This window comes from Devosia sp. (assembly GCF_028290625.1).
Taxonomy (GTDB): domain Bacteria; phylum Pseudomonadota; class Alphaproteobacteria; order Rhizobiales; family Devosiaceae; genus Devosia.
Window position 1 is genome coordinate 44,148 of record NZ_JAQGJM010000036.1, and the last position, 25,875, is coordinate 70,022.

Consider the following 25,875-nt stretch of genomic DNA (forward strand, 5'->3'; position numbering starts at 1 on the left):
CGTTCCTCGCAGTCACCCAGCGACCAGGCAGGACCTAGACCCAATTCCATTGCCGTTTCGATACGGACGCCTCCGCGCCGGCTGCTGATCCATTCAGCAGGCGGGCGCCGTTTCTGGCAATGGCTCAACCCCAAACCACCGGCGCTCTGGAGAACTGAATTTGGCACAGCAAACTGTGAGCAAAGAAGATTTTGAATCGCTGTTGATGGACTCGTTCATCGACAATGAGCCTTTGGAAGGTGCCGTGGTCAAGGGGACCGTGGTTGCCATCGAAAAGGATCTGGCGATCATCGACGTCGGTCTCAAGACCGAAGGGCGCATCGCGCTCAAGGAATTCGGCCAGGCTGGCCGTGACGGCACCATCAAGGTGGGCTCGATCGTCGAGGTCTATGTCGACCGCGTCGAGAACTCGCTGGGCGAAGCCGTCCTCAGCCGTGAAAAAGCCCGTCGTGAAGAGAGCTGGGTCAAGCTCGAAGTCATGTACAACAATAACGAACGCGTTGAAGGCGTCATCTTCAATCAGGTCAAGGGCGGCTTCACGGTCGACCTCGAAGGCGCCATCGCCTTCCTGCCGCGCTCGCAGGTGGACATCCGTCCGATCCGCGATATCGCGCCGCTGATGAATGTGCCGCAGCCGTTCCAGATTCTGAAGATGGACAAGCGTCGCGGCAATATCGTTGTCTCGCGTCGTGCCATCCTCGAAGAGTCGCGTGCTGAACAGCGTTCGGAAATCGTCCAGCAGCTCGAAGAGGGCCAGGTTGTCGACGGCGTGGTCAAGAACATCACCGATTACGGTGCGTTCGTTGATCTCGGCGGCATTGACGGCCTGCTGCACGTCACCGATATCGCTTGGCGCCGGGTCAATCACCCGACCGAAGTGCTCACCATCGGCGAGACCATCAAGGTCCAGATCGTGCGTATCAACCACGAGAGCCACCGTATCTCGCTCGGCATGAAGCAGCTTCAGGCCGATCCGTGGGATGGCATCGAGGCCAAGTACCCGATCAACTCGAAGTTCACTGGTCGCGTCACCAACATCACCGACTACGGTGCTTTTGTTGAACTCGAGCCCGGTATTGAAGGCCTGATCCACGTCTCCGAAATGAGCTGGACCAAGAAGAACGTCCACCCCGGCAAGATCGTCTCGACCTCCCAGGAAGTCGAAGTCGTCGTGCTCGAGGTCGATCCCGACAAGCGCCGTATCTCGCTCGGTCTCAAGCAGACACTGGCGAACCCATGGGAATCGTTTGCCGAGAAGTTCCCGGTCGGCTCCACCATTGAAGGCGAAGTCAAGAACAAGACCGAATTCGGCCTGTTCATCGGCCTCGACGGCGATGTGGACGGCATGGTTCACCTCAGCGATCTCGATTGGCAGAAGTCGGGCGAAATCGCGCTCGAAGACTACAATCGCGGCGACATGGTCACCGCCAAGGTGCTCGATGTCGATGTCGAGAAGGAACGCATCTCGCTTGGTATCAAGCAGCTGTCGACCGGCGAGAATTCGTCCTCGGCTCCCGCTTCTGCCTCGGGTGACACCAGCACCGATGGCGGCATCCGCAAGGGTTCTGTCGTTACCGGCACCGTGACCGAAGTCAACGAAGGCGGCATCGAAGTGCGCATCGCTGACAGCGAAATGACTGCCTTCATCCGCCGGGCCGACCTGTCGCGCGATCGTAACGATCAGCGTCCGGAACGCTTCTCCAAGGGTGAAAAGGTCGACGCCCGCGTCGTCCAGTACGATCGCAAGACCCAGCGCATCTCCCTTTCCATCAAGGCGCTCGAAATCGCCGAGGAAAAGGAAGCCGTCGCCAACTACGGTTCGTCCGATTCGGGCGCTTCCCTGGGCGACATCCTGGGCGCTGCCCTCAAGGATCGCGACCAGAAGTAATCCTGGTTGCTGATCACGTGATCGAGCCCGCGCTTCCGAGCGCGGGCTTTTTTGTAGAAGCCGGGGGGCAAATGGATCATCGCGGCATTCACTGGCGAGCCTTGAGCACGCTCGACCTGCCCATGGTCGAGGCGATCGCCGCCATAGTGCATCCAGATTTCCCTGAGGACACCGCAGTTCTCGCCGAACGCCAGCGGCTCTATCCAGACGGCGCGCGGTTCCTAGAGCTGGGCGGCATTCCCTCCGGCTACCTCATCAGCCATCCATGGACGTTCAAGTCCCTGCCGGCGCTGAACTCGCGCCTCGGCGCCATTCCGCCCGACGCCTCGACCTATTACCTGCACGACCTGGCTTTGCTCAACAAAGCCCGCGGCACCGGCGCTGCCGCCATGATCGTCGGCGACATCATCAACCATGCCCGCGCTGGCGGTTTCCCCAATCTCAGCCTCGTTGCGGTCAACGGCTCCCAACCGTTCTGGCACAAGCACGGTTTTCGCGTGGTGAATGCTTCCGAGCTGGCGGAGAAGCTGGCAAGCTACGAGGCGACGGCAAGGTTCATGGTCAAGCCGCTTGTGTAGTTACAGTTTTGTAGTTACATTGCTGTAGTTACGCGAAGGGGGCGACGCGTGCGGTTCGTATGGGACGAGAATAAAAACCGGATCAATAACGCCAAACACGATGTTGATTTCGCATTGGCCCAGAGGGCCTTTCGAGATCCATATGCGATTTTCGATCAGGATCGTTACGTCGATGGCGAAGAGCGATGGCAGATTACGGCGCTAATCGACGGGCTAAGAGTAATAGTCGTGGCCCATACATATCGAGGTGAGAAGAATGGCGAAGAGATCATCCGCATTATCTCGGCGCGAAACGCAACCCCACCTGAACGACGCCGATACGACCGAGCCCGTCTGGGTCAGGAGTGAATTCGATATTCTGAATCCCCCGCCATTGACCGAAGAGCAGCGGGAGCAGATTCGGCGTCTCGCTAACATGCGCGACGAAGACATCGACACGTCCGATATTCCAGTTCTGGACGAGGAAGCCTGGAAAAATGGCATCCGCAACCCCTATTACGCCCGCGCGCTCAAGGAACAACTGACCATCCGGCTCGATGCCGATATCCTCGATTGGTTCAAGCGCCATGCCAAGGACGGCAAGGGCTATCAGACCGACATCAACAAGGCGCTGCGCGCCTATGTGGTGGCCCAGGAACGCCGGGCGGCCAAGAAGGCGCTGTGACCGCCGCCTTGCAAAGCCGCAGTGGCAGCGTTACCTCCAGCGCACTCTAGTTCCGCGAGGCGCCCGTGACCGATCAGCCCGAACCTATTCGCCCTGTTGACGCCCATGGCGTCGTCGCTGCCGAAACCTATCGCCGCTCACGTGGCGTCTGGCGCGTGCTGGCCTTCGTGGCGCTGGCCATTGCGGTGCTGGCGCTGCTCGGGCGCTTCGCCTTTTCCAATACTCCGGTCGGCGATCACATAGCCCGGCTGGTCGTGGATGGCACTATCGCCACAGATCCGGAGCGGCTCGAAGCCATCAATGAACTGGCCGAGGACGACAGCGTCAAGGCCGTCATCGTCGCCATCAATTCCCCCGGCGGCACCACGGCGGGTGGCGAGGAGCTGTATGAAGCCCTCGGCCAGCTCCGCGCCAAAAAGCCCGTCGTCGCGGTGATCAAGGAGCTTGGCGCCTCGGCCGCCTATATGACTGCCATCGCCACCGACCAGATTTTCGCCCGGCGCCTGTCGATCGTGGCTTCCATCGGCGTGCTCTACCAGCATGTCAATGCCGGCAAGCTGCTCGACACCATCGGGGTCGATCTCGACAAGGTCGCTTCCGGCCCGCTCAAGGCCGAGCCCGATTTCGACGAGCCGATGGAGGGCGCGCCGCGCGCCTCGATTGCCGCCCTGGTCGATGACAGCTTCCAGTGGTTCGTCGATGTCGTTGCCGAACGGCGCGGCCTGACCCGCCCCGAAACGCTGGCCTTGGCCGATGGCCGCATCATGACTGGCCGCGTCGGGGTGCAATCCAAGCTGATCGACCAGATCGGCGGCGAGCTCGAAGCCATCTCCTGGCTGGAATCGGACCGCGATGTTCCGGCCGATCTCAAAGTAGTCACCGCCTATCCGCAACCTGAGCAGGGCTTCGGCTGGCTGGCAAATTTCGCCAATGGACAGGCCCGATCCGCGCTCGGCCTTCCCGCCGCGGGCCCCATCACGCTTGACGGGCTGGTCTCGCTTTGGCAGGTTGGCGCGGCGCTCTGAGCGAGGGGCTCGAAACGCAATACGACCGGAGTAGGCGATGATCAAATCCGAACTCGTCGAGAAGCTGGCGGCCGAAAATCCGCATCTGTTTCAGCGCGACATCGAAAATATCGTCAATGCCATCCTCGATGAGGTCGGCGACGCCATGGCACGCGGCGATCGCGTGGAACTGCGCGGCTTTGGCGCCTTCTCGGTCAAGAACCGTCCGGCGCGCGTCGGGCGCAATCCGCGCACCGGCGAACAGGTCGATGTCGGCGAAAAATACGTCCCCCAGTTCAAGGCCGGCAAAGAAATCCGCGAGCGGCTGAACCGCGAATAGCGGCGCTCGGCGATTAAGGCACACGAAGGCATGGGTAAGCGCATCGTCGGCTGGTTGGTCCTGGTGCCCTTGTGCGCGCTGTTGATCGTCTTTGCCTTGGCGAACCGGCAGTTCGTCGCTCTCAATTTCAATCCCTTCGTCGCCCCCGAAGTGCTGCAGCAACCCGGCTATGGCGTGCCGCTATTTCTGGTGCTGTATGTCGTGCTGCTGGTCGGCGTCATGCTGGGCGGCATCGCCACCTGGTTCGCCCAGGGCCAGCATCGCCAGCGCGAACGTCATTGGCGGCGCGAGGCGCAGGTGCTCAATGGCGAACTCGAAGCCCTGCGCAAGAGCCAGCGCCATCCCTCCGGCGCGCCGCTGGGCGAGGTCGATGATCTGCTGGAACTGCGATGATCCCTCATTCTCCAACCCCACGAGCCTGACGCCCCCATGGCCGAACCTCTGATCGTCAAAATTTGCGGGATCAAAACTCCGGACATGCTGGAGGTCGCGATCGAGGCGGGCGCCGATATGGTCGGCTTCATGCATTTTGTGCGCTCGCCGCGCCATGTCACCATCGAGGAGGTGGCCAGCCTCATCTCCGAAGCGCGCGGCCGGGTGCAAACCTGCGTGGTACTGGTCAATCCCGACAATAGCTGCGTCGCCGAAATCGCTGCGCTCGGGCCTGATTGGATCCAGCTGCACGGCCCCGAAACCCCCCACCGCGTCGAGGCCATCCGCGCCGAGGCCGGGGTCGAGATCATGAAGGCCCTGCCCATCGGTGGGGCCGACGACGTCGCCCATGTGGCCGCCTTCGCCCAGATCGCCGACCGCATCCTGCTCGATGCCAAGCCCCCCAAGGGCGCCGACCGTCCCGGGGGGCTGGGCGAGAGTTTCGATTGGTCCCTGCTCAAGGCGCTTGACCCCGCTCTCGACTTCATGCTTTCCGGGGGCCTGACGCCAGAAAACGTCGCCGAAGCCATCCGCACCGTGCGGCCATTCGGGGTCGATGTGTCCTCGGGCGTGGAAACCGCGCCCGGCGTCAAGGACAAGCGGCTGATCGAAGCCTTCATCCGCAACGCGCGGGCGGCTCAATAGCGCAGCCTGCTCCTGGCCTTGGGCCGGAAGCGGCCGCAATTCAAGGTTAGGCTAAACTACATGGACGGCATCAATTCCCTGCGCAACGGCCCCGACGAGTTCGGCAATTTCGGCCAATTCGGCGGCCGCTTCGTCGCCGAAACGTTGATGCCGCTGATCCTCGATCTGGAAGCCCATTATCGCGCCGCCAAGATCGATCCGGAGTTCAAGGCCGAACTCAGCGATCTCTCCATCAATTATGCCGGCCGCCCCAGCCCGCTCTATTTCGCCAAGCGCGTCACCGAGCATCTCGGCGGCGCCAAGGTCTGGTTCAAGCGCGAAGAGCTCAATCATACCGGCTCCCACAAGATCAACAATTGCCTGGGCCAGATTCTGCTGGCCAAGCGCATGGGCAAGACCCGCGTCATTGCCGAAACCGGCGCCGGCCAGCATGGCGTGGCGACGGCGACGGTCTGCGCCAAGTTCGACCTGCCCTGCGTCATCTTCATGGGCGCCACCGACGTCGAGCGGCAAATGCCCAATGTGCTGCGCATGCGCATGCTGGGCGCCGAGGTGCGTCCCGTCACTGCCGGCGCCGGCACCCTCAAGGATGCCATGAACGAGGCCCTGCGCGATTGGGTCACCAATGTCGACACCACCTATTACCTGATCGGCACCGCCGCCGGCCCACACCCCTATCCCGAAATGGTGCGCGATTTTCAGTCGGTGATCGGCACCGAAATCAAGGACCAGTTCCAGAAGGCCGAGGGCAAATTGCCCGACGCCGTGGTCGCCTGCGTTGGCGGCGGCTCTAATGCCATCGGCAGTTTTCACGCCTTCCTTGATGATTCCTCGGTCGCTCTCTTTGGCGCCGAAGCCGGCGGGCACGGCATCGATGTCGAAAACGGCCACGCCGCCTCCATGACCGGCGGCCGCCCCGGCGTGCTGCACGGCAACCGCACCTATCTGCTGCAGGACAAGGACGGCCAGATCCTCGAAGGCCATTCGATTTCGGCTGGCCTCGATTATCCCGGCGTCGGCCCCGAACATTCGTTCCTGCACGATACCAAGCGCGTCACCTATGCGCCGATCACCGACGACGAAGCGCTCGAGGCTTTCCAGCTTTGCACCAAGCTCGAGGGCATCATCCCGGCGCTCGAATCGGCGCACGGGCTGGCGCTGCTGATGAAGGTCGCCAAGACCATGGGCAAGGATCAGTCGATCGTGCTGTGCCTGTCCGGTCGCGGCGACAAGGATGTCGAATCGGTCGGCAAGTATTTGGGATTGTTGAAATAATGAGTACCCGTATTGCCACCCGCTTCGCCGCGGTAAAAGCCGAAAATCGCCCTGCGCTCGTGACCTATGTCATGGCCGGCGATCCCGATCTGGCGACGAGCCAGGCCATTCTCGCGGCCCTGCCGCAGGCCGGCTCCGACATGATCGAACTGGGTATCCCCTTTTCCGATCCGATGGCTGATGGCGTCGCCATTCAGCTCGGCGGCCAGCGGGCCCTGGCGGCCGGCCAGACCCTGCGCGGCGTACTCGCCATGGTGGAGGATTTCCGCCGCAAGGATGAGATTACGCCCATCGTGCTGATGGGCTATTACAACCCGATCTATTCCATGGGCGTCGATAAATTTCTCGCCGCTGCGGTAGCTGCCGGTGTCGATGGCCTGATCGTCGTCGATCTGCCGCCCGAGGAAGACGATGAACTGTGCCTGCCTGCTTTGGCCGCCGGCATCAATTTCATCCGGCTCACCACCCCGACCACCGACGACAAGCGCCTGCCCACCGTGCTCAAGAACACCTCGGGCTTCGTCTATTACGTCTCCATGACCGGCGTGACCGGCGCCGCCATCAAGTCGCGCGGGGCCGTCAGTGACGCCGTCGAGCGCATCAAGGGCCATACCGACCTGCCCGTCGCGGTGGGTTTCGGCATCAAGACCGCCGCCGACGCCGCCGACATCGGCAGGCATGCCGACGGCATCGTCGTGGGGACGGTGCTGGTCGAGGCCGTCGCCAATTCGCTGGTGGATGGCAAGGCCACGGACAAGACAGTCGGCGCGGTGCGTGACCTGGTCGCCGACCTGTTCGCAGGCGTGAAGCGGGCGCGGGGCTAGCTCGCCACACGCCCTCGTGGTTCGAGGGTCGGCTTTGCCTCCCGCCTCACCATGAGGGCTACTGATAGAGCGGCGATTGCCCAGTAGCCCTCATGGTGAGGTGCGAGTGCTTACGAGCCTCGAACCACGAGGGCGTGGCATAACTCGTCCCCCAGCTTTGCCATCCCCATTCCATCCTGATAACATTCGCCACAATTGACGCTTAGCTGAAGCGCATTGGACTTCCACGAGGGCTCACGCTCATGAACTGGATCGATAATTTCGTCCGCCCGAAAATCCGCTCGTTCCTCTCCAACAAGCGCGAGACGCCGGAAAACCTTTGGGTCAAGGACCCCGAGTCTGGCGAGATGGTGTTTTATCGCGATCTGGAAGCCAATCAGTGGGTCGTGCCCAATTCGGGCTACCACATGAAGATCAAGCCGGCCGACCGGCTGGAAACCTTCTTCGACGATGGTAAATATAGCCTGGTGCCGATCCCGGCCGTGCCGGTCGATCCGCTGAAATTCCGCGATCAGAAGCGCTATGTCGACCGCCTCAAGGAAGGCCGCGTCAAGACCGGGTTCGATGACAGCGTCATCGTCGCCCTGGGCAAGCTCTATGGCCGCGACACCACGGTGGCGGTGCAGGATTTCGATTTCATCGGCGGCTCGCTCGGCATGGCGGCGGGGCAGGGCATCATCACCGGGCTCGAAACAGCTGCCAGCCGCAAGACCCCCTTCGTGCTGTTCGTCGCCTCGGGTGGCGCGCGCATGCAGGAAGGCATTTTCTCGCTGATGCAAATGCCGCGCACCACAGTGGCGGTGCTGCGCCTGCGGGAAGCCGGCCTGCCCTTCTTTGTGGTGTTCACCGATCCCACCACCGGTGGCGTCACCGCGTCCTATGCCATGCTGGGCGATATCCACATTGCCGAGCCCGGCGCGCGTATCGGCTTTGCGGGTGCCCGTATCATCGAGCAGACCATCCGCGAAAAGTTGCCCAAGGGCTTCCAGCGCTCCGAATATCTGTTCGAGCACGGCATGGTGGATATGGTGGTGCATCGCCACAAGCTGCGCTCCACAATAGGCTCGCTCGCCGGCATTCTGATGCGCAATGAGGCGGTGGACGAACTAGCCTCCTCGGCCATGACTACCACCACGCGGGTCAGCCTGCGCGATGCAGCGGCCGCCGCCGAAAGCGACGACGATCTCGCCCTGATGCCGCCGGCCGCGCACGCCGAATAAATTCCGGGCCGGACGTCCTTTACCGGCACTTAATATCGTTTCAGGTACTATTGCGCGCTGCCAAAGAGCTCAGCGCGCATTCGCTCGCGTCGCGCCGGCCGGGGCAATCGCGAGGGGACGCCACATGTTCAAATTCCGTTCGATGTCGATCGCCCGCAAACTGCCGCTGGCGCTGATCGGCTCGGCCCTGCTGGTCAGTATCGGCGTCGGTAGCGCCAGCTATCTGATCGGCTCGAGCGCGCTGCGCAGCTCCGCCGAAAGCCGGCTCCTCACCCTCGCGTCCGAACGCGCCACGCAGGTGTCGACCTACCTCAAATCGGTCGAGGACGACCTGACCGCCACCTCGCGCTCCGAAGCCACGGTGCAGGCTTTGCGCGATTTCGGCGGCGCCTGGCTCAGCTTCAAGGTCAACCCGACCGAGGAAGTGCGCACCCTCTACGTCACCAACAATCCTAAAAAGGACGATCTGGCGGCGCTGGATACCCTGGGCACCACCGGCACCTATGACGTCACCCACACCCGTTTCCATCCGGGCTATCGCAGCCAGATCAAGGCGCGCGGCTATCGCGACTTGTATCTGTTCGATCTCAAGGGCTCGCTGGTCTATTCGGTCGACAAGGCCGCCGATTTCGGCACCAATTTCGTCGATGGTCCCATGGCGTCATCGGCACTGGGCCAGGTGTTCGCCAAGGCCGTAGCCATCGAAACGCCGGACGATCTGGTCTTTGCCGATTTCGCCCCCTATGCGGCGGCGGGCGGCCTGCCGGCCAGCTTCTTTGCCAAGCCGGTGTTCAACGCTACCGGCCGCAAGGTCGGCGTGCTGGCCATCCAGCTGCCCTCCGAACGGCTCGACGCCGTCATCGGCAACCGCACCGGCTTTGGCGAGACGGGCGAGGCGCTGGTCGTCGGCCCCGATGGGCTGCTGCGCTCGGATTCGATCTTTACCGAAGGCAATGATGCGCTGGTGACCAGCTTTGCCGCTCCCGCACTCGATTCTGCCATTGCCGGCACCAATGGCGAAGGCACCTCCACCGCTTATCGCGGCACCGAAATGCTGATCGCCGCCGCACCGGTCACCACCCGTGTCGGCAACTGGGCCGTGGTCGCCGTGATGGCCACGAGCGAGGTGCTGGCCCCCGTGGTCAATATGCGCAACATGATGCTTGCCATCGGCGCCGCCCTGCTGGCCGTCGTGGCCTTGGCTGGCTGGCTGTTCTCGCGCAGCGTCACGCGGCCGATCACGCTGTTGACTGGGGCGATGCAGGAGCTGGCACAGGGCAATCTGGATATTCGCATCAAAGGGGCCAGCCGCACCGACGAATTGGGCGCCATGTCACGCGCCGTCGAAGTGTTCCGCCAAAATGGCCAGAAGGTCACCGAGCTGACCGAGGCGGAGGCCGCCCAATCGATCGCCCGCCGTGCCGACCGCATTGCGATGATGCAAAGCCTGCAAAGCGCCTTCGGCGACGTGGTCGATGCCGCCATTGCGGGGGATTTTTCCAAGCGCGTCGAAACCCAGTTCCCCGATGCCGAACTCAATGGTCTGGCCAAGAGCGTCAACGCCCTGGTCGAAACCGTCGATCGTGGCCTTGGCGAAACCGGCCAGGTGCTCGCCGCGCTGGCCGAAACCGACCTGACCCTGCGCGTGCATGGCGAGTATGAAGGCGCCTTCGCCCGCCTCAAGGACGACACCAATGCGGTGGCGCAAAAGCTCGGCGACATTGTCGGCCAGCTCCGCAATACCTCGGGCGCCCTCAAGACCGCCACCGGTGAAATCCTTTCCGGCGCCAATGACCTGAGCGAACGCACCACCAAGCAGGCCGCCACCATCGAAGAGACCAGCGCCGCCATCGAACAGCTCGCCAACACCGTGGCCGAGAACGCCAAGAAGGCCGAATCGGCCAGTGTGCAGGCCCAGGCTGTCACCAAGACCGCCGAAGCCGGGGGCGCCGTGATGGCCGAAGCCAACGATGCCATGGAGCGCATCACGCAGTCCTCGGCCAAGATTTCCAACATTATCGGCCTGATCGACGACATCGCCTTCCAGACCAACCTCTTGGCGCTCAACGCCTCGGTCGAAGCCGCGCGCGCCGGCGATGCCGGCAAGGGTTTTGCCGTGGTTGCCGTTGAAGTGCGCCGGCTGGCCCAATCGGCCGCCAGCGCGTCGTCGGACGTCAAGGCGCTGATCGAGCAGTCGGCCAATGAAGTGCGCGGTGGATCGCGGCTCGTGTCCGACGCCGCCTCCAAGATCTCCAGCATGCTGGGCGCCATCCGCGACAATACCGCGGCGCTCGAAGCCATCTCGCGCGACAGCCGCAAGCAGGCCTTGTCGATCGAGGAAGTCAGCACCGCCGTGCAGGTCCTCGACGAAATGACCCAGCACAATGCCGCGCTGGTCGAGGAAACCAACGCCGCCATCGAGCAGACTGAGGCCCAGGCCAGCGAACTCGACCGCATCGTCGATATCTTCACGCTGGCCGAAGCTCCCGCCCGTGCCCCGTCGCGCCCGGTCGCCGTGCCCCAGTCCACTGGCGCGCGCGGCATCCAGCAAAAACTCAAAGCCGTCGCCGGCACCTACCTGAAGCGCGGCAATACTGCGATTGCCGTGGATAAGGACTGGAATGAGTTCTGAGGCACGCCCTCGTGGTTCGAGGCTCGTAAGCACTCGCACCTCACCATGAGGGCTACTGGTAGAGCTGCGATTGCCCCAATGCCACCCCACCCACCGTCCTTCCCGCGGACTTGATCCGCGGGTCACTCTTAACCCGGCACATGCTGCGGGAGGCCCGCGGATCAAGTCGGCGGGAAGGAAGAAGGGATTGAGTGCTCCCTGAGAACACCCCATTGAGCCCACGGCAAATCGGCGCTACCAGATCGCTTCCATGATCCGGACCTGCTCATGTCGCGTACCGATGCCATTCTCAAGCGCCTTTCGGGCCTGCACCCCAAGCTGATCGATCTGGGCCTGGAACGGCTTGAGCGGTTGCTCAAGGACCTCGGCAATCCCGAGGACCGTCTCCCCCCGGTGATCCATGTCGCCGGCACCAATGGCAAGGGCTCCACCGTCGCGTTCCTGCGGGCCATGCTGGAAGCGGCAGGCAAATCGGTCCACGTCTATACCTCGCCCCATCTGGTGCGCTTCAACGAGCGCATTCGCCTGGCCGGCAAGCTGGTCACCAGCCGCCGCCTCAATGCCGTGCTGGAGCGGCTCGAGACTGTGAACGCCGGCCAGAACATCACCTATTTCGAAATTACCACAGCGGCCGCCTTCGTGCTGTTTGCCGAAACCCCCGCCGATTACGTGCTGCTCGAAGTGGGCATGGGCGGCACCTATGACACCACCAATGTGATCAAGCACCCGCTCGGCACCATCATCACCCCGGTCGATCTCGATCACATGGCGTTTCTGGGCAATACCATCGGCAAGATCGCGGTGGAGAAGGCCGGCATCCTCAAGCGTGGCGCGCCCGCCGTCATCGCCCGCCAGGCCGATGAAGGCCTCGCCAGCATCGACAGGGTCGCACGCCGCCTCGGGGTCACGCCCTTCGTCGCCGGCCAGGATTTCGATGCCTATGAACAGGATGGCCGCCTGGTCTACCAGGACGAGGATGGGCTGCTCGACCTGCCGCGCCCCAAACTGATCGGCGCGCACCAGTTCGACAATGCCGGCACCGCCATTGCGGCCGTGCGCCATTTTAAGCTGCCGGTCGATAGCGCTGCGATTGAAAAGGGCCTGCAGACTGTGGTCTGGCCGGCAAGACTATCGTCGCTGCACGGCCCGCTGCGCGATCTGCTCGGCCCCGGCGCCGAGTTGTGGCTCGATGGTGGTCACAATGCCCACGGCACGCGCGCCTTGGCCCGGGCGCTGGCCGATATGAACACCGCCCGACCGGCGTCGCTCGTGCTGATCATGGGCATGATGAACACTCGCGTCCCTGCCGATGTGTTGGCCCCGTTTGCCGGCATGGCGCAGCGCATCCTGACGCTGACCATTCCCGGCGAAGGCAATGCCCACAAGGGCGCCTTCATCGCCGAAGCCTTGCGCGGTGCGGGCTTCCCCGCCGCCGCCAGCCGGTCGATCGACGCGGCCCTCAAAAGCGCCGCGGCCATACCCAATGCCCGCGTAGTGATTTCCGGCTCGCTCTACCTCGCGGGCCAGGTCCTGCACCGCAACGGCACGATCCCCGATTAGGGCTCGGATCTAGTCCGAGCCCACCAGAATCTCGCGCTTGCCGGCATGGTTGGCCTGGCTGATCACGCCTTCGCGTTCCATGCGTTCGATCAGCGTCGCCGCCTTGTTGTAGCCGATGGCGAGGCGCCGCTGGATATAGCTGGTCGAGGCCTTCTTGTCGGTCAGCACGATGTGCACGGCCTTGTCGTAAAGCTCGTCGCCCGAGCCGGCATAATCGTCGCCGCCCGCGCTGTCGCCCATGTCGCCGCCGCCCTCGTCCTCATCGGCAACGATGCTGTCGAGGTAATCCGGGGACCCTTGGGTCTTCAGATGGGCGACCACGGCTTCCACTTCGCTATCGGCCACGAAGGGACCATGCAGGCGCTTGATGCGGCCGCCGCCGGCCATGTAGAGCATGTCGCCATTGCCCAGCAGTTGCTCGGCGCCCTGTTCGCCCAGAATGGTGCGGCTGTCGATTTTGCTCGTCACCTGGAAGCTGACACGCGTCGGGAAGTTGGCCTTGATCGTGCCGGTAATCACGTCCACCGACGGGCGCTGGGTGGCGGTGATGATGTGAATGCCGGCGGCGCGGGCCATCTGGGCGAGGCGCTGGATGGCCCCTTCGATATCCTTGCCGGCCACCATCATCAGGTCGGCCATTTCGTCGACGATGATGACGATATAGGGCAGCGGCTCGAGGTTGAATTCCTCGCTCTCAAAGATCGCCTCGCCGGTTTCGCGGTCGAACCCGGTCTGCACGGTGCGGGTAATCACCTTGCCCTCGGCCTTGGCTTCGCCGACGCGCTGGTTGAAGCCGTCGATATTGCGCACGCCGATCTTGCTCATCTTGCGATAGCGGTCTTCCATCTCGCGAACGGCCCATTTGAGCGCCACCACCGCTTTTTGCGGATCGGTGACGACTGGGGTCAGCAGATGCGGAATGCCGTCATAGATCGAGAGCTCGAGCATTTTCGGATCGATCATGATCAGGCGGCACTGCTCAGGGGTCATCTGATACAGCAGGCTCAGGATCATCGTATTGATGCCGACGGACTTGCCCGAGCCGGTGGTGCCGGCGATCAGCAGATGCGGCATGCGTGCCAGGTCGGCGATCACCGGCTCGCCGCCGATGGTCTTGCCCAGGCAAATGGGCAGCTTGCCCTTCATTTTCTCGAAATCGGTCGAGGCCAGCATTTCGCGGAAATACACCATTTCGCGATTGGCATTGGGCAGCTCGATGCCGATGGCATTGCGGCCCGGCACCACGGCGACGCGGGCGGAGATCGCGCTCATCGAGCGGGCAATGTCGTCGGCCAGCGAAATCACGCGAGAGGACTTGATGCCGGGGGCCGGTTCAAGCTCGAACAGCGTGACGACGGGGCCGGGGCGCACATTGATGATGTCGCCCTTGACGCCGAAATCTTCCAATACGCCTTCGAGCTGGCGCGCCATGGCTTCCAGCCGCTCAGGATTGTGCTCCTCCGACGGACCCTTGTGGCGCGGCTCGGCCAAGAGGCTCAGCGGCGGCAGCTCAAAACCCTGCGGGGCATCGAGGAACGAGCCCTGCGCCTCGCGGGCGACGCGCTGGCCCTGCACGGGGCGCTGTGGGGGTGCGGAGACGCGCGGCGAGATGCCGCTTGGCGGCGGGGCCGGATGAAAGCGCGAATCGCCACGCTGGTGATGGTTGACGACCGCCGGCGGTGCCGGCACATCGGGCACGAAGGGCAGGTCGTCGTACTCCGTCTCTTCGGGATATTCGAGCTCGGTATCGTCATAGTCGCTGGGCGCATTGATGCGCGGCTCGGTACGGGGCTGCTCGAACGCCGGTTCGGCCGGCGCGTGAATGCGGCGCTGCGTCGGAGCCATTTGGGGTTCCTGGCGGCCGACAACCGGCTCGACAGCGACGTCCATGCCCGGCTCGCGATCGTTATCGCGGAACGAGGCTTCTTCCTCGCGGCGCTGGGCATGGCTTTCGCGGGCGCGGCGGAACGCGGTGCGCAGCGAATAGCCGGTATGGACCATGGCGCCGAGCACGATATCGACCAGCGGATTGGTTTCGGGCTCATCGTCCGCAACTGCCGGCTGCCCACGGCGTGCGGCGGCAGCCGATAGCTTCTGCGGCGCGGCCGAAATGGTGTGGCCCAGCCCCATGCCGATCCAGAACAGTGCCAGCGTCGGAATGGCGATGATGATGGCGAACAGCGTGCCCATCAGCCCGCTCACCGGCGCCCCGGCGATCGAGGACGCCGTGTTGCTAAACACGCCACCCACGAGGCCGCCCAGGCCCGTCGGTAGCGGCCAGGTGGCGGGCATGGCGATGAAGGAAAGCACGCCGGCCGCCAGGAACGTCGAGCCGATCCACGCCAGGGCACGCAGCCCCATGCCGGTGACGACGCGCTTGCGGGCCAGTGCCCAGCCCCACAGGGCTGGCGCAACGACGAGCACCAGCGCGGCAAGCCCCAGCGTCTGGAACAGGATGTCGGCGATGGCCGCGCCCGGAAAGCCTAGCCAGTTGGCGGGCGCCTTATCGGTCGCATAGGAAAAGCTGGGATCATCCACCGACCACGATGCCAGCGCCGCGAGGCATATCCCCACCACCGCCAGCACGATCAGGCCAACCAGCCGCAGCGGAATATGGATGGCAATCGCCTTGGGCGCCACGGGTGCAGCAATCTTGGCCCGAGGCTTGGCACCACGCGCGGGCATGGAACGCACTTCGTCGAGCATGGGGGTGGGATGTGTCGGCATGGGCGGGCAACAGTCTCTACCGGGCGCGGACGATCCTTGCCCAATGCTGGCTCATGCTAGAAGGCTGGGGTTAATCTCATGCTAACCATCGGCGGCCCGTCCAATAAAAAGGGCCCGCCGGTGGTTCCGGCAGGCCCTCGTCGTCCGCATTGCCCTCGGGGAGGATCGGCATTTGCGGCACTGTGTTCGCCAATTGATCGTGGTGTGCAGCCCGTGCGGTTTTGCGAGTGGGAAGCCTCTGTGGCGGGCCAAGAGGAACACGAGCTGCACGCGACGATCAATTTACGAGGCACGTTTTGGGGGAGCCGGGCGGCGGATGCCGCCGCCCGGAAGCTTGGATTTAGCTGTTGTAGGCGTGCTCGCCATGGCTGGAGATATCCAGACCATCGCTTTCGGCGCTTTCCGCAACCCGCAGGCCACCGAACAGCACCCGCACGATCATCAGGGCGATGAAGGCCACGACGCCGGACCACACCACGGCGATTGCCACGGCGGTGAGCTGGATCATGAACTGGCCGGTCCACGAATAGGCGGCCGCGTCGCCGAGGGCGTAACCGCCCAGCGATGGAGTGGCGACGATGGCAGTGCCCAGGGCACCCACGATACCGCCAACGCCATGGACGCCGAACACGTCGAGGCTATCGTCATACTTGAACATCGCCTTGAGCGACACGACCGCCCAGAAGCAGACCACGCTGGCAACGCCACCGAGGACCATGGCGCCCGCCACACCGGCAAAGCCGGCAGCCGGGGTGATGGCGACGAGACCCGCAACAGCGCCAGTCACGGCACCCAGCGCCGAAGCATGGCCACGGCTGACTTTTTCGCAGAGGATCCACACCAGGGCGGCCACGGCCGGCGCGGTGATGGTGTTGAGCAGGGCCACGGCGGTCAGGCCATTGGCTTCAAGGTTGGAGCCGGCATTGAAGCCGAACCAGCCGAACCACAGCAGGCCGGCGCCGATATAGGTCAGCACCAGATTGTGTGGGGCGATCGGCTCCTTGAGGTAGCCGATGCGCGGCCCCAGAACCAGACAGGCCACGAGGGCGGCCACACCGGAATTGATATGAACCACGGTGCCGCCAGCGAAGTCATAGGCACCCATGCCGAACAGCAGGCCCGGGCCAGCCCAGACCATGTGGGCGATCGGGATATAGGAGAAGGTGAACCAGATCGCCAGGAACGCCAGCACGGCGCCGAACTTCATGCGTTCGGCAATGGCGCCGACGATGAGGGTGGCGGTGATGGCCGCGAAGGTGAGCTGGAAAATCACGAACACCATTTCGGGCAGCAGGAAGCCGGCCGAGAAGGTCGCAGCGGTCGAGTCCGGCGTGATGCCCGCCAGGAAGAATTTCGAGAAGTCGCCGACGAAGGCCGACAGGCCACCCTCGGTCGGGCCGCCAAAGGCCAGCGAATAGCCATAGGCCACCCAGAGCAGGGCGATCATGGCGAAGCCGGCAAACACCTGCGTCAGCACCGACAGCACGTTCTTGGAACGCACGAGGCCACCATAGAACAGCGCCAGGCCCGGCACCGTCATGACGATGACCGCCATGGTGGAGACCAGCATCCAGGCGGTATCGCCCTTGTCGACGATCGGGGTAACGGCGTCAGCGACGGCGGCAGCTGCATCAGCGGCGGGGGCGGCGGCGTCTTGGGCGAAAGCGGCGACGCTCATCGCCAGGGAGGCGAGCAGTGTCCCCCCGAATAGTTTTGACGTCTTGAGACCTGTCATTTCTGTTTCTCTCCGAATGACGCTTAAAGGGCGGCCGCGCCGGTTTCGCCGGTGCGAATGCGGGTGACGGCGAGCAGATCGAGGACGAAGATCTTGCCGTCGCCGATCCGGCCGGTCTGGGCGCTGTCGCGGATGGCCGTGGACACGGCATCGGCAAGCGCATCGTCAACCGCGATCTCGACCTTGAGCTTGGGCAGGAAGTGCACGGCGTATTCGGTGCCGCGGTAGATTTCGGAATGCCCCTTTTGGCGGCCGTACCCCTTCACTTCCGTCACGGTCATGCCGTGGACGTCGAGTGAATTGAGTGCCTGGCGAACCTCTTCGAGGCGTGATGGCTTGATAATCGCTATCACCAGTTTCATGAGAGCCCCTTTGCAATTTGGCGTCAGTCTGGAATGCCCAGATAGACTCAAGAGCCGTGCCAACTCGGGTTGCGTCCAAAATACGCCGCTAAAACAAAGAGTTACCGAATAGCTAACGCAGGCGCTCGGCGTAGCGGCAGAAAGCTGCCTGATTTTTGTGCAGAACTGGGCCAATTTGGGCAATATTGCGGCAGGCGTGCCCGCGACGCTGACGCAACTTGCATCCGCCTGCCCAGGCGGCGACACTGGGATATCAAAGCGAGGCGAATGACCATGCAGAGCGAGCGGTTCGATGTGCTGATCGTGGGTGGCGGGCCGGTGGGCCTGACCCTGGCCTTGGCGCTCGCCCGGTCCGCAAAGGGCATTCGCATTGGCCTGGTCGACCGGCGTCCGCTCGCGGTGCCGCGCGACAATCGTGCATCGGCGGTTGCGGCCGGCGTGCGCCGGGTGTTCGAGGCGCTCGGCGTCTGGTCGTCCATGGCGGAAGCCGCGCAGCCCATCACGGCGATGCGCATCACCGATTCGGGCACCGGCGATCTGTCGCGGCCGCTGTTCCTCAGCTTTGTGGGCAATGTCGCGCCGGGCGAGCCGTTTGCCCATATGGTGCCCAACAGCGTCATGGGGCAGGTGCTGCTCGATGCCGCCGCGCCCAGCATCACCGTAATCGCCCCCGCCGAAATCGAACACTTTGTCGCCGACGGCATGGCCGGCGTCCTAACGCTGGCCGATGGGCGCCTGCTGAGCGCGCCGCTGGTTGTCGGCGCCGACGGCGGCCAGTCAAAACTGCGCACCATGGCGGGCATCACCACGATAGCCCAAGACTACAAGCAGTCCGGCCTCGTCACGACCATCAGCCACGAACTGCCCCATGACGGTGCCGCATACGAGCATTTCCGCCCCGCCGGCCCCTTCGCCAGCCTACCGCTCAAGGGCAACCGATCTTCCCTGGTCTGGACCGAGGCCAGTGCCGACGCGCCGAAGTTCCTCGCCATGGGCCCGGACGAGTTGAATGCGACCATCGAGTCCGTCATGGGCTCGACCCTGGGCGCGGTCACCGCCGAAGAGAAATTGCAGGCCTTCCCGCTAAAGATGCAGATCGCCCGCGACTTCGTCGCTCCCCGCCTCGCGCTGGTAGGCGACGCCGTCCACGTGGTGCACCCCATTGCCGGCCAGGGCCTTAACCTCGGCCTCAAGGACGTCGCCGCTTTGGCCGAAGTCATCGTCGAGGCCCTCCGCCTGGGCCTCGATCACGGCAGCGACGACGTGCTGGCGCGCTACCAAAGCTGGCGCCGGCTCGACACCTCCACCATGGCCATGGTCACCGACACTATGAATCGCCTGTTCTCCAACGAAAATGCCCCCATCCGCGCCCTCCGCGACTTCGGCCTCGGCCTCGTCGACCGCTCCGAACCGGTTAAGGCCGCGATGATTCGGGCAGCGGCGGGGGTAGGGTCCAACGGGCCAAGGTTGCTTTCGGGGCTGCCGATCTAGCCTTTGTGCCCGCCCTCGTGGTTCGAGGCTCGCGAAGGGCTCGCACCTCACCATGAGGACTACTGATAGAGCGCCATCTCCCAGTAGCCCTCATGGTGAGGTGGGAGTTCTTACGACCCTCGAACCACGAGGGCGTGGCACGGTTGCCTGACCGACACTTGAACCCACCGCACCGCTTCCCATATCTTGCGTGGGCGCCGGATGCCACTTTGCTACGGGTCCGGCCCAGACGTTGCTTGCTATCAAGGACGCCCCTGATGTCGCGTATTTCTGTGTTCTCTGCCCCGTTCCTGTTGGGCTTTGATGCGTTCGAAGAGCGGGTCGATCGGCTGGCCAAATCGGCCGATGGCTACCCGCCTTATAATATCGAACGGACCGTGCTGCCCGACGGCACCGAGAAATTCCTGGTCTCGATCGCAGTGGCGGGCTTTGCCGCCAACGAACTCGAAGTCATGGCCGAGGATAACCAGGTCATGGTGCGCGGCCGCCAGAAGGATGAGCCCGGCAAGGAGTATCTGCATCGCGGTATCGCGGCGCGGCAATTCCAGCGCTCGTTCCTCTTGGCCGATGGGATGATCGTCAAAGATGCAACTTTAGGGCATGGTATGCTCGTTGTTGCATTAGAGCGCCCGCAAGCGCCGAAGGTCGCCCGCCGTATCGAAATTCGCTCATTATGAGGAAAGGGCCTGAAAATGTATGAAAAACGCAATGACGAGGCCAATGTCGGTGACGTTATCCATCCGCTGAAGACGCTGACCAGCGCCCAGTTCGCCGCGCTTGGCGGCAATGCCGTGGCCTATGTGCGCCCCATTGGCGGCGATGCGCTGTCTGCAATGATTACCGACGCCGAATTCGACACTGACGGGCTCTACCAGCTGGTCATGTCCGCCGACGGCACCCCGCTGCTGGTCACCGATACCGAAGATGCGGTTACCGACTGGCTCGGCGACAAGAATCTGGGCCTGGCGACGCTGCACTAGGCTGGTGCCTTATAAGGCCCGAAGCCCCACACCCACCGTTCTGCCCGCGGACTTGATCCGCGGGTCTCCAACGACAAACACTAACGCCGTACATGCGGCGAGCGGCCCGCGGATCAAGTCCGCGGGAAGGACAGTGGGTGGGGGAGATCAGCGCGGTATCTCGAGAACAAAAAACCCTCGGGTCTCCCCGAGGGTTTTGTATTTTTAAGATCGAGCGGAACTCAAGCCGCGTAAGTTGATGCCATCGGCGCGGTCAGCACGCCATAGATCGCGTCGCACGACTCAAGCCGGCGCAATTCGTCTAGGGTATGCTCGTTGCGCAGCACCCGCGCCACACGCGACAGGGCCTTGAGGTGATCGGCGCCAGAGCCGGTGGGCGCCAGCAGCATCATCACGATATCGACGGGCAGGTCATCGAGCGCGTCGAATTCGATGGCCTCGTCCAGCCGTGCGAACACGGCGCAGACCCGATTCAGCCCCGCCACCTTGCCATGTGGAATCGCAATGCCATTGCCCAACCCAGTCGAGCCGAGCTCTTCGCGGCTTTCGATAGCCTCGAAGAGTTCCGTCTTGGAGCGACCGGTGAGTTCAGCAGCCTTGTTGGCCAGTTGTTCAAACAGTTGGCGTTTGGTTTTGACGCCCGTGCAAGTCAGCACGGCGCGCTCAGCCAGGATATCGGCCAATTCCATGAATTCAGTCCCGCAATAGTTCTTCTGGTATGTACTGGTGGGGGACCTAGTTTGCCCCCAGAGCCGGATCAATCCAGCCTATATTGCCATCGGAGCGGCGGTAGACCACATTCAGCCCGCCATGTCCAGCATGGCGGAACACCACTACACCGGATTGTGTTAGGTCCAGTTCCATCACCGCTTCCCCCACGCTGAGCGAACGCAGGTTCTTGGTGGTCTCGGCAATCACCGGCGGCGCGTAATCTTCGTCCAACTCGTCCAGCTCGTCGGCAGCGCCCAGCACGGTGTATTGGGCCAGCGTGTCGTCCCCATTGGCCTTGATGCCCTTGCCGTGAGTCTTGAGTTTCCGCTTGTAGCGGCGCAGCCGCTTTTCGATGTTGAGTGCCATCACCTCATAGGCCGATGTCGCGTCCCCGCCCTGGGCGCTCGATTGCAGCATGGCGCCGCTATCGAGATGCACGATGCAATCGGCCCGAAAACCAATGCCATCAGGGGTTAAGGTCAGATGCCCGTCATAGCCGCCATCGAAATATTTGGCGACGACGGCGTCAAAGTGATCCTCCGCCTTGCCACGCAAAGCGTCGCCAACATCCATGTTCTTGCCGGAAACTCGTAAGGTCATGGGTTCCTCTTTCGCTGTTTTTATCGTCGAAAACCGACGCTTGGGTAGCCGAAAGCCGGATTCCCGACCTTCGGGATCACGTCACGCTCATACCTCTTGAATATGGGTGTGCCGTTCCCCCGATGCTAGACCCGCTCGGCCAAGGGAGGCAATGCGCAACACCCCGCAAGAGTTCGTTTAAAAGCGTGACACGCGGCTGGAAGCGCTTTAGCCTTCCGTCCGAAAGCGGACAGAGCCCGTCGCCGCGCTATCTGACGCCCATATTTCAAAAAACGGCGTCATTCCCGCGCAAGCGGGAACCCACTCTTCTTACTCCGCCGCCCGACGAATGGGTTCCCGCTTGCGCGGGAATGACGTCGTGGTTGGGTGAGCTTGCATGAGGAACCGCAAACGCGGTTCCGCCTAGGCCTGTTCCAGATTCTTCTTCTGCCGCCGCCGGATCACCGATGAGGGAATATTCATGCCCTCGCGATATTTCGCCACGGTGCGGCGCGCCACGTCGATCCCCTGCTCGCGCTTGAGCACTTCGGCGATGGTATCGTCGCTCAGCACATCGCTGAGCGCCTCGGCGTCGATCAACTGGCGAATGCGATGCCGCACCGCCTCGGCCGAATGGTCCACCCCGCCATCGCTGGAGGCAATCGCGGTGGTGAAGAAGTATTTCATCTCGAATAGCCCGCGCGGCGTCGACAGGTACTTGTTGGAGGTCACCCGGCTGACCGTCGATTCATGCATCTCGATGGTTTCGGCCACCATTTTCAGCGTCATCGGCCGCAAATGGGCGATGCCGTGCAGCAGGAAGCCATCCTGCTGCCGCACGATTTCAGCCGCCACCTTCAGAATGGTCTGCGCCCGTTGGTCGAGACTCTTGGTCAGCCAGTTCGCCGTCTGCAGGCAGTCGCTGAGAAACGCCTTTTCGGCACTGTCGCGCGTCTTCTTGGTCACCGTCGCATAGTAGACGCGGTTGACCAGCACCTTGGGCAGCACCTCGGTATTCAGCTCGATCTGCCAGTCGCCCGCCGGCCCCGGCCGCACGAACACATCGGGCACCACCGCTTCCACCGGCCCCACGTCGAAAGCGCGTCCGGGCTTGGGATCGAGCTGGCGCAGTTCGGCCAGCATCTCGTTGATGTCCTCGCGGTCGCAGCCCACCGCCCGCATCAGCGCCGGCATATTGTGGTCCGCGAGCATCTCGAGGTTATCCAGCAGCCGCATCATGATCGGATCGAGCCGATCCTTCTCGCGCAACTGGATCGCGAGGCACTCCTTGACCGAGCGCGCGAACACGCCGAGCGGATCGCAGCCCTGCACCGCTTCCAGCACCGCCTCGACATCGGCGAGATCAGCGCCAAGCTGGTCGGCAATCGCCTGCGGCTCGACCGCCAGATACCCGGCCTCGTTGAGATTATCGATCAGGTAGCGCGCGATCAGCCGGTCCGCCGGCGTGCGCAGGATCATATTGGTCTGGTTTTCCAGATGATCGGCCAGCCGCGGCCGAGCCGCCACGAACTGGTCGATATCAGGGGCTTCACCGCCCTCGCTGGCGCCATTGCGGTCCAGCCGGCTCATCGGATTGAGCTGGTCCTGCCCCGGCTGGTCGGGAAACACGTTCTCCACCGAGGTGTCGTAGCCGTCCGCAATGGTATCGGCGCTCTGGATGCGGTCGCCATGCTCGACCGTGTCTTCGTAGGATTGGCCCTCGGGCGCCCGCTCCGGCGCCTCGGGCGCGTCAATGTCGGCGTCGCCGCCATCCTCGCGCTCCAGCAGCGGGTTGCGCAGCAGCTCGGCATCGACGAAATCGTTGAGTTCGAGATGGCTCAGTTGCAGCAGCCGGATCGACTGCATCAACTGTGGAGTGAGCGTCAGGCTTTGGGCCTGGCGAAACTCCAGCCGCGGCGAAAGCGCCATGAATATCAGGTCCCTGAGGCAAAACTTTTTGGCCGTTGCCAGCCACTTCCCGGGCGGACCATGACTCAATTTTGCGCAGGGAGCAAGCGCAAGGGCAAGTTCCGTGCCAAGTGTGGTGGCGCAAGGCCGGCCGCGCTAGCCGCGATGTTTCCCACCCGTCGCAGTTGGTGCGACGCTACGCAGCGTCAGCCGGCACAATCCCTCCTACCCCCTGCAGTTGGTGCAACGCTGCACACTACCAGTCGGCACGATCCCTCCCACCCACCGTCCTTCCCGCGGACTTGATCCGCGGGCCTCTCGTCGCGCACGCCGTGTTGAGGGTGTCCCGCGGATCAAGTCCGCGGGAAGGCGGAGGGTGGGGCGGTATTAGGGAGCGGCAGCGAGATCGCAGAGGAGGGCGGTATCGCGGTGATGGGCGAGATGCCGCCCCACCACCGCTCCCTCAGATCTCGAAATTCTCGCCCAGATAAACCCGTCTTGCATCCGGATCGGCGCTGATGGTTTCGGGCTTGCCCTGGATCATCACCTTGCCACCATGGATCACATAGGCCCGGTCCACCAGCCCCAGCGTTTCGCGCACCGCATGGTCGGTGACCAGCACGCCGATGCCGCGCCGCGTCAACTGCTTGACCAGCCCCTTGACCTCGGCCACCGCGATAGGATCGACGCCCGCAAAGGGCTCGTCCAGCAGCATGAAGACCGGGTCGGCCGCCAACGCCCGGGCGATTTCCACGCGCCGCCGCTCGCCGCCCGACAGTGCCAACGCATTGGCGCTAGCCAGGTGGCCGATGGAAAATTCCTCCAGCAGCGATTCCAGCCGCACCTTGCGGTCGGCCTTGTTCCGCACATGGCTTTCCAGCACCGCCATGATATTGCCGCGCACCGTCATCCCACGAAAGATCGAGGGTTCCTGCGGCAGGTAGCCGATGCCCAGCCGCCCGCGCTGGAACAGCGGCAAATGCGTTATCGCCCGCCCATCGAGGTTGATACTGCCGCTATCGGGCTTTACCAGCCCCATGATCATGGTGAACACCGTCGTCTTGCCGGCCCCGTTGGGACCCAAAAGCCCCACCGCCTCGCCGCGCCGCACCGCGATCGACACGTCGCGCACCACGGTGCGCTTGCCAAAACTCTTGGCCAGGCTATGCGCCACCAGCCACCCGGTCTGGTCGATCCTGGCCTTGCCTGCGCTATCGGTCATTGCGAGGTGAACACCCCGGTCACCCGCTTGCCGCTGCTGCCGCCCGTAAACGTCGACACATTGGTCTGCAAATTCACCACCAGTTCGCCCGAACCCACCGTGCCGCCCGAATTGGTCACCAGCACATTCCCGGTCAGCCGCAGCAATTGGTCGCTCGGCGTGAACACCGCGCGTTCTCCGGTGGCGTTCTGTTCGCTGGTCTTCAGCTCCACATGGCCGGTGGCCACGAAGGTCTTGATATCGGTGGTGCCGCCCTCCCCATAGGTGGCCACCACCTTGTCGGCATGCACCAAAACGGTGGGATGGTTGACCACCACATTGCCGGTGAACACCGCCTCATGGGCGGTCTCGGTCACTGTGAAGGTATCGGCGGTGATCTGCACCTTGTCGGCCGCCATGGCGGTGCCCGCCAGCAACAGGCCCAATCCCACTCCGAACACTTTTGCTAACAGGCTCATGGTGTCGCGGCTCCGGGCGTATTGGGCAGGGTGACTGTCGCGTCGGTGAAAGTCCAGACCGCCGTCTTGGCATTATAGACCAGCCCCTTGGCCACCAGATGGGTGCCGTCGGCATAGTCCACAACCACCGGCCCCTTGCCGGTCAGCTCCTGCTTCTGCCAGTCGAAGACAGAATTGGCGAATGTGCTGGTGGTTCCCGTGCTTTCCACCACATGCGTGTCGCCGGCGATGGTCACCAACTCCCGCGTCGTGTCCAGCCGCGCCATATTGGCCGTCAGGTCCATGGTCACGCCGTTGCTGCGCACCACGCTCAGGCTCGCCGTGCTCAGGTCCATCACGTCGGTAGCGTCGAGCGCCGCTTCGGCCGATGTAGCCGAAACGCGGTAGACCGAGCCATCGTCGAGCACGCCCGAATATTGCGGCGCATCGATGCTGACCCGCTCGCGTGTCACCGAGATTTGCCCGACGCCGAACCGGCTGCCCAGGCTCGACAGGTAAATCTGCCCCACCAAAAGCACCAGCACCACAATGCCCAGCAGGGGCACCGCCAGCCGCAACACGCCCACGACCCGGTTGCGCAGCGTCAGGCGCTGATAGGTCCGCAGGCGGTTGGCGGTATCGGGCTGCGCGCTCATGGGCT

The 25,875-nt window shown here is 63.4% G+C and carries 25 protein-coding genes; 16 read left to right on the plus strand and 9 right to left on the minus strand.

Annotated elements, in window-relative coordinates; all coding sequences use genetic code 11:
- The first annotated feature begins 160 nt into the window (after positions 1–160).
- From rpsA to JWR51_RS20170, 13 genes are all read left to right on the plus strand, one after another.
- Complete coding sequence (gene rpsA, locus JWR51_RS20110) at positions 161–1,888, plus strand: 30S ribosomal protein S1 (protein WP_299751800.1); 1,728 nt, start codon at positions 161–163, stop codon at positions 1,886–1,888.
- Between the two features lie 71 nt (positions 1,889–1,959).
- The gene (locus JWR51_RS20115; protein WP_299751803.1) at positions 1,960–2,466 is read left to right on the plus strand and encodes a GNAT family N-acetyltransferase; all 507 of its coding nucleotides are present in this window, start codon (positions 1,960–1,962) and stop codon (positions 2,464–2,466) included.
- A gap of 48 nt (positions 2,467–2,514) precedes the next feature.
- Complete coding sequence (locus JWR51_RS20120) at positions 2,515–2,814, plus strand: BrnT family toxin (protein WP_299751806.1); 300 nt, start codon at positions 2,515–2,517, stop codon at positions 2,812–2,814.
- Positions 2,723–3,130, plus strand: a complete 408-nt coding sequence (locus JWR51_RS20125) for a BrnA antitoxin family protein (RefSeq protein WP_299751809.1) — start codon at positions 2,723–2,725, stop codon at positions 3,128–3,130. Before JWR51_RS20120 ends, JWR51_RS20125 begins: the two co-directional genes overlap by 92 nt.
- 65 nt (positions 3,131–3,195) lie before the next feature.
- Positions 3,196–4,155 carry a signal peptide peptidase SppA gene (gene sppA / locus JWR51_RS20130; protein WP_299751812.1) on the plus strand — a complete coding sequence of 320 codons (960 nt, stop codon included), beginning with the start codon at positions 3,196–3,198 and terminating at the stop codon, positions 4,153–4,155.
- Positions 4,156–4,192: 37 nt separating this feature from the next.
- Positions 4,193–4,474 (plus strand): integration host factor subunit beta, encoded by a 282-nt coding sequence (locus JWR51_RS20135; protein ID WP_299727988.1) that lies wholly within the window; start codon positions 4,193–4,195, stop codon positions 4,472–4,474.
- A gap of 30 nt (positions 4,475–4,504) precedes the next feature.
- Positions 4,505–4,867 carry a lipopolysaccharide assembly protein LapA domain-containing protein gene (locus tag JWR51_RS20140; RefSeq protein WP_299751814.1) on the plus strand — a complete coding sequence of 121 codons (363 nt, stop codon included), beginning with the start codon at positions 4,505–4,507 and terminating at the stop codon, positions 4,865–4,867.
- A gap of 36 nt (positions 4,868–4,903) precedes the next feature.
- Complete coding sequence (locus tag JWR51_RS20145) at positions 4,904–5,551, plus strand: phosphoribosylanthranilate isomerase (protein WP_299751817.1); 648 nt, start codon at positions 4,904–4,906, stop codon at positions 5,549–5,551.
- Between the two features lie 60 nt (positions 5,552–5,611).
- Complete coding sequence (trpB, locus tag JWR51_RS20150; protein WP_299751820.1) at positions 5,612–6,826, plus strand: tryptophan synthase subunit beta; 1,215 nt, start codon at positions 5,612–5,614, stop codon at positions 6,824–6,826.
- A complete protein-coding gene (gene trpA, locus JWR51_RS20155; protein ID WP_299751823.1) occupies positions 6,826–7,650 on the plus strand; it encodes a tryptophan synthase subunit alpha in 825 nt (274 codons plus the stop codon). Before trpB ends, trpA begins: the two co-directional genes overlap by 1 nt.
- Positions 7,651–7,892: 242 nt before the next feature.
- Positions 7,893–8,870: an acetyl-CoA carboxylase carboxyltransferase subunit beta gene (locus JWR51_RS20160; RefSeq protein ID WP_299751826.1), complete on the plus strand. Its 978-nt coding sequence runs from the start codon at positions 7,893–7,895 to the stop codon at positions 8,868–8,870.
- A 124-nt stretch (positions 8,871–8,994) separates the two neighbouring features.
- Entirely contained in the window at positions 8,995–11,502 is a 2,508-nt protein-coding gene (locus JWR51_RS20165; RefSeq protein ID WP_299751829.1) for a methyl-accepting chemotaxis protein, read from the plus strand.
- A 267-nt stretch (positions 11,503–11,769) separates the two neighbouring features.
- Positions 11,770–13,062 (plus strand): folylpolyglutamate synthase/dihydrofolate synthase family protein, encoded by a 1,293-nt coding sequence (locus tag JWR51_RS20170; protein WP_299751832.1) that lies wholly within the window; start codon positions 11,770–11,772, stop codon positions 13,060–13,062.
- Positions 13,063–13,071: 9 nt separating this feature from the next.
- Here the strand turns inward: JWR51_RS20170 and JWR51_RS20175 are convergent, their stop codons facing one another.
- The 3 genes from JWR51_RS20175 to JWR51_RS20185 all read right to left on the minus strand — a co-directional run bounded on the left by JWR51_RS20175 (position 13,072) and on the right by JWR51_RS20185 (position 17,886).
- Complete coding sequence (locus tag JWR51_RS20175; RefSeq protein ID WP_299751835.1) at positions 13,072–15,789, minus strand: DNA translocase FtsK; 2,718 nt, start codon at positions 15,787–15,789, stop codon at positions 13,072–13,074.
- A gap of 340 nt (positions 15,790–16,129) precedes the next feature.
- Positions 16,130–17,524: an ammonium transporter gene (locus tag JWR51_RS20180; RefSeq protein ID WP_299751838.1), complete on the minus strand. Its 1,395-nt coding sequence runs from the start codon at positions 17,522–17,524 to the stop codon at positions 16,130–16,132.
- A 23-nt stretch (positions 17,525–17,547) separates the two neighbouring features.
- Entirely contained in the window at positions 17,548–17,886 is a 339-nt protein-coding gene (locus JWR51_RS20185; RefSeq protein ID WP_046134535.1) for a P-II family nitrogen regulator, read from the minus strand.
- A 273-nt stretch (positions 17,887–18,159) separates the two neighbouring features.
- On the opposite strand from JWR51_RS20185, the gene JWR51_RS20190 reads away from it, so the two are divergent.
- The 3 genes from JWR51_RS20190 to JWR51_RS20200 all read left to right on the plus strand — a co-directional run bounded on the left by JWR51_RS20190 (position 18,160) and on the right by JWR51_RS20200 (position 20,357).
- Positions 18,160–19,377 (plus strand): FAD-dependent monooxygenase, encoded by a 1,218-nt coding sequence (locus tag JWR51_RS20190; RefSeq protein WP_299751919.1) that lies wholly within the window; start codon positions 18,160–18,162, stop codon positions 19,375–19,377.
- 257 nt (positions 19,378–19,634) lie between these two features.
- On the plus strand, positions 19,635–20,054 hold the full coding sequence (locus JWR51_RS20195) for an Hsp20 family protein (protein WP_299751841.1): 420 nt from the start codon (positions 19,635–19,637) through the stop codon (positions 20,052–20,054).
- Between the two features lie 15 nt (positions 20,055–20,069).
- On the plus strand, positions 20,070–20,357 hold the full coding sequence (locus JWR51_RS20200; protein ID WP_299751844.1) for a DUF1150 family protein: 288 nt from the start codon (positions 20,070–20,072) through the stop codon (positions 20,355–20,357).
- Between the two features lie 221 nt (positions 20,358–20,578).
- On the opposite strand, the gene JWR51_RS20205 is transcribed toward JWR51_RS20200, so the two are convergent.
- The 6 genes from JWR51_RS20205 to JWR51_RS20230 all read right to left on the minus strand — a co-directional run bounded on the left by JWR51_RS20205 (position 20,579) and on the right by JWR51_RS20230 (position 25,870).
- A complete protein-coding gene (locus JWR51_RS20205) occupies positions 20,579–21,046 on the minus strand; it encodes a PTS sugar transporter subunit IIA (protein ID WP_299751847.1) in 468 nt (155 codons plus the stop codon).
- A 46-nt stretch (positions 21,047–21,092) separates the two neighbouring features.
- On the minus strand, positions 21,093–21,668 hold the full coding sequence (locus tag JWR51_RS20210) for an HPF/RaiA family ribosome-associated protein (protein WP_299751850.1): 576 nt from the start codon (positions 21,666–21,668) through the stop codon (positions 21,093–21,095).
- Positions 21,669–22,070: 402 nt separating this feature from the next.
- Positions 22,071–23,576: an RNA polymerase factor sigma-54 gene (gene rpoN / locus JWR51_RS20215; RefSeq protein WP_299751853.1), complete on the minus strand. Its 1,506-nt coding sequence runs from the start codon at positions 23,574–23,576 to the stop codon at positions 22,071–22,073.
- 442 nt (positions 23,577–24,018) lie between these two features.
- Positions 24,019–24,777: an LPS export ABC transporter ATP-binding protein gene (lptB, locus tag JWR51_RS20220; protein WP_299751856.1), complete on the minus strand. Its 759-nt coding sequence runs from the start codon at positions 24,775–24,777 to the stop codon at positions 24,019–24,021.
- Positions 24,774–25,235, minus strand: a complete 462-nt coding sequence (locus JWR51_RS20225) for an LptA/OstA family protein (RefSeq protein WP_299751859.1) — start codon at positions 25,233–25,235, stop codon at positions 24,774–24,776. The genes lptB and JWR51_RS20225 overlap by 4 nt, the downstream gene beginning before the upstream one ends.
- On the minus strand, positions 25,232–25,870 hold the full coding sequence (locus JWR51_RS20230) for a hypothetical protein (protein ID WP_299751862.1): 639 nt from the start codon (positions 25,868–25,870) through the stop codon (positions 25,232–25,234). The genes JWR51_RS20225 and JWR51_RS20230 overlap by 4 nt, the downstream gene beginning before the upstream one ends.
- Between the last annotated feature and the right edge of the window lie 5 nt (positions 25,871–25,875).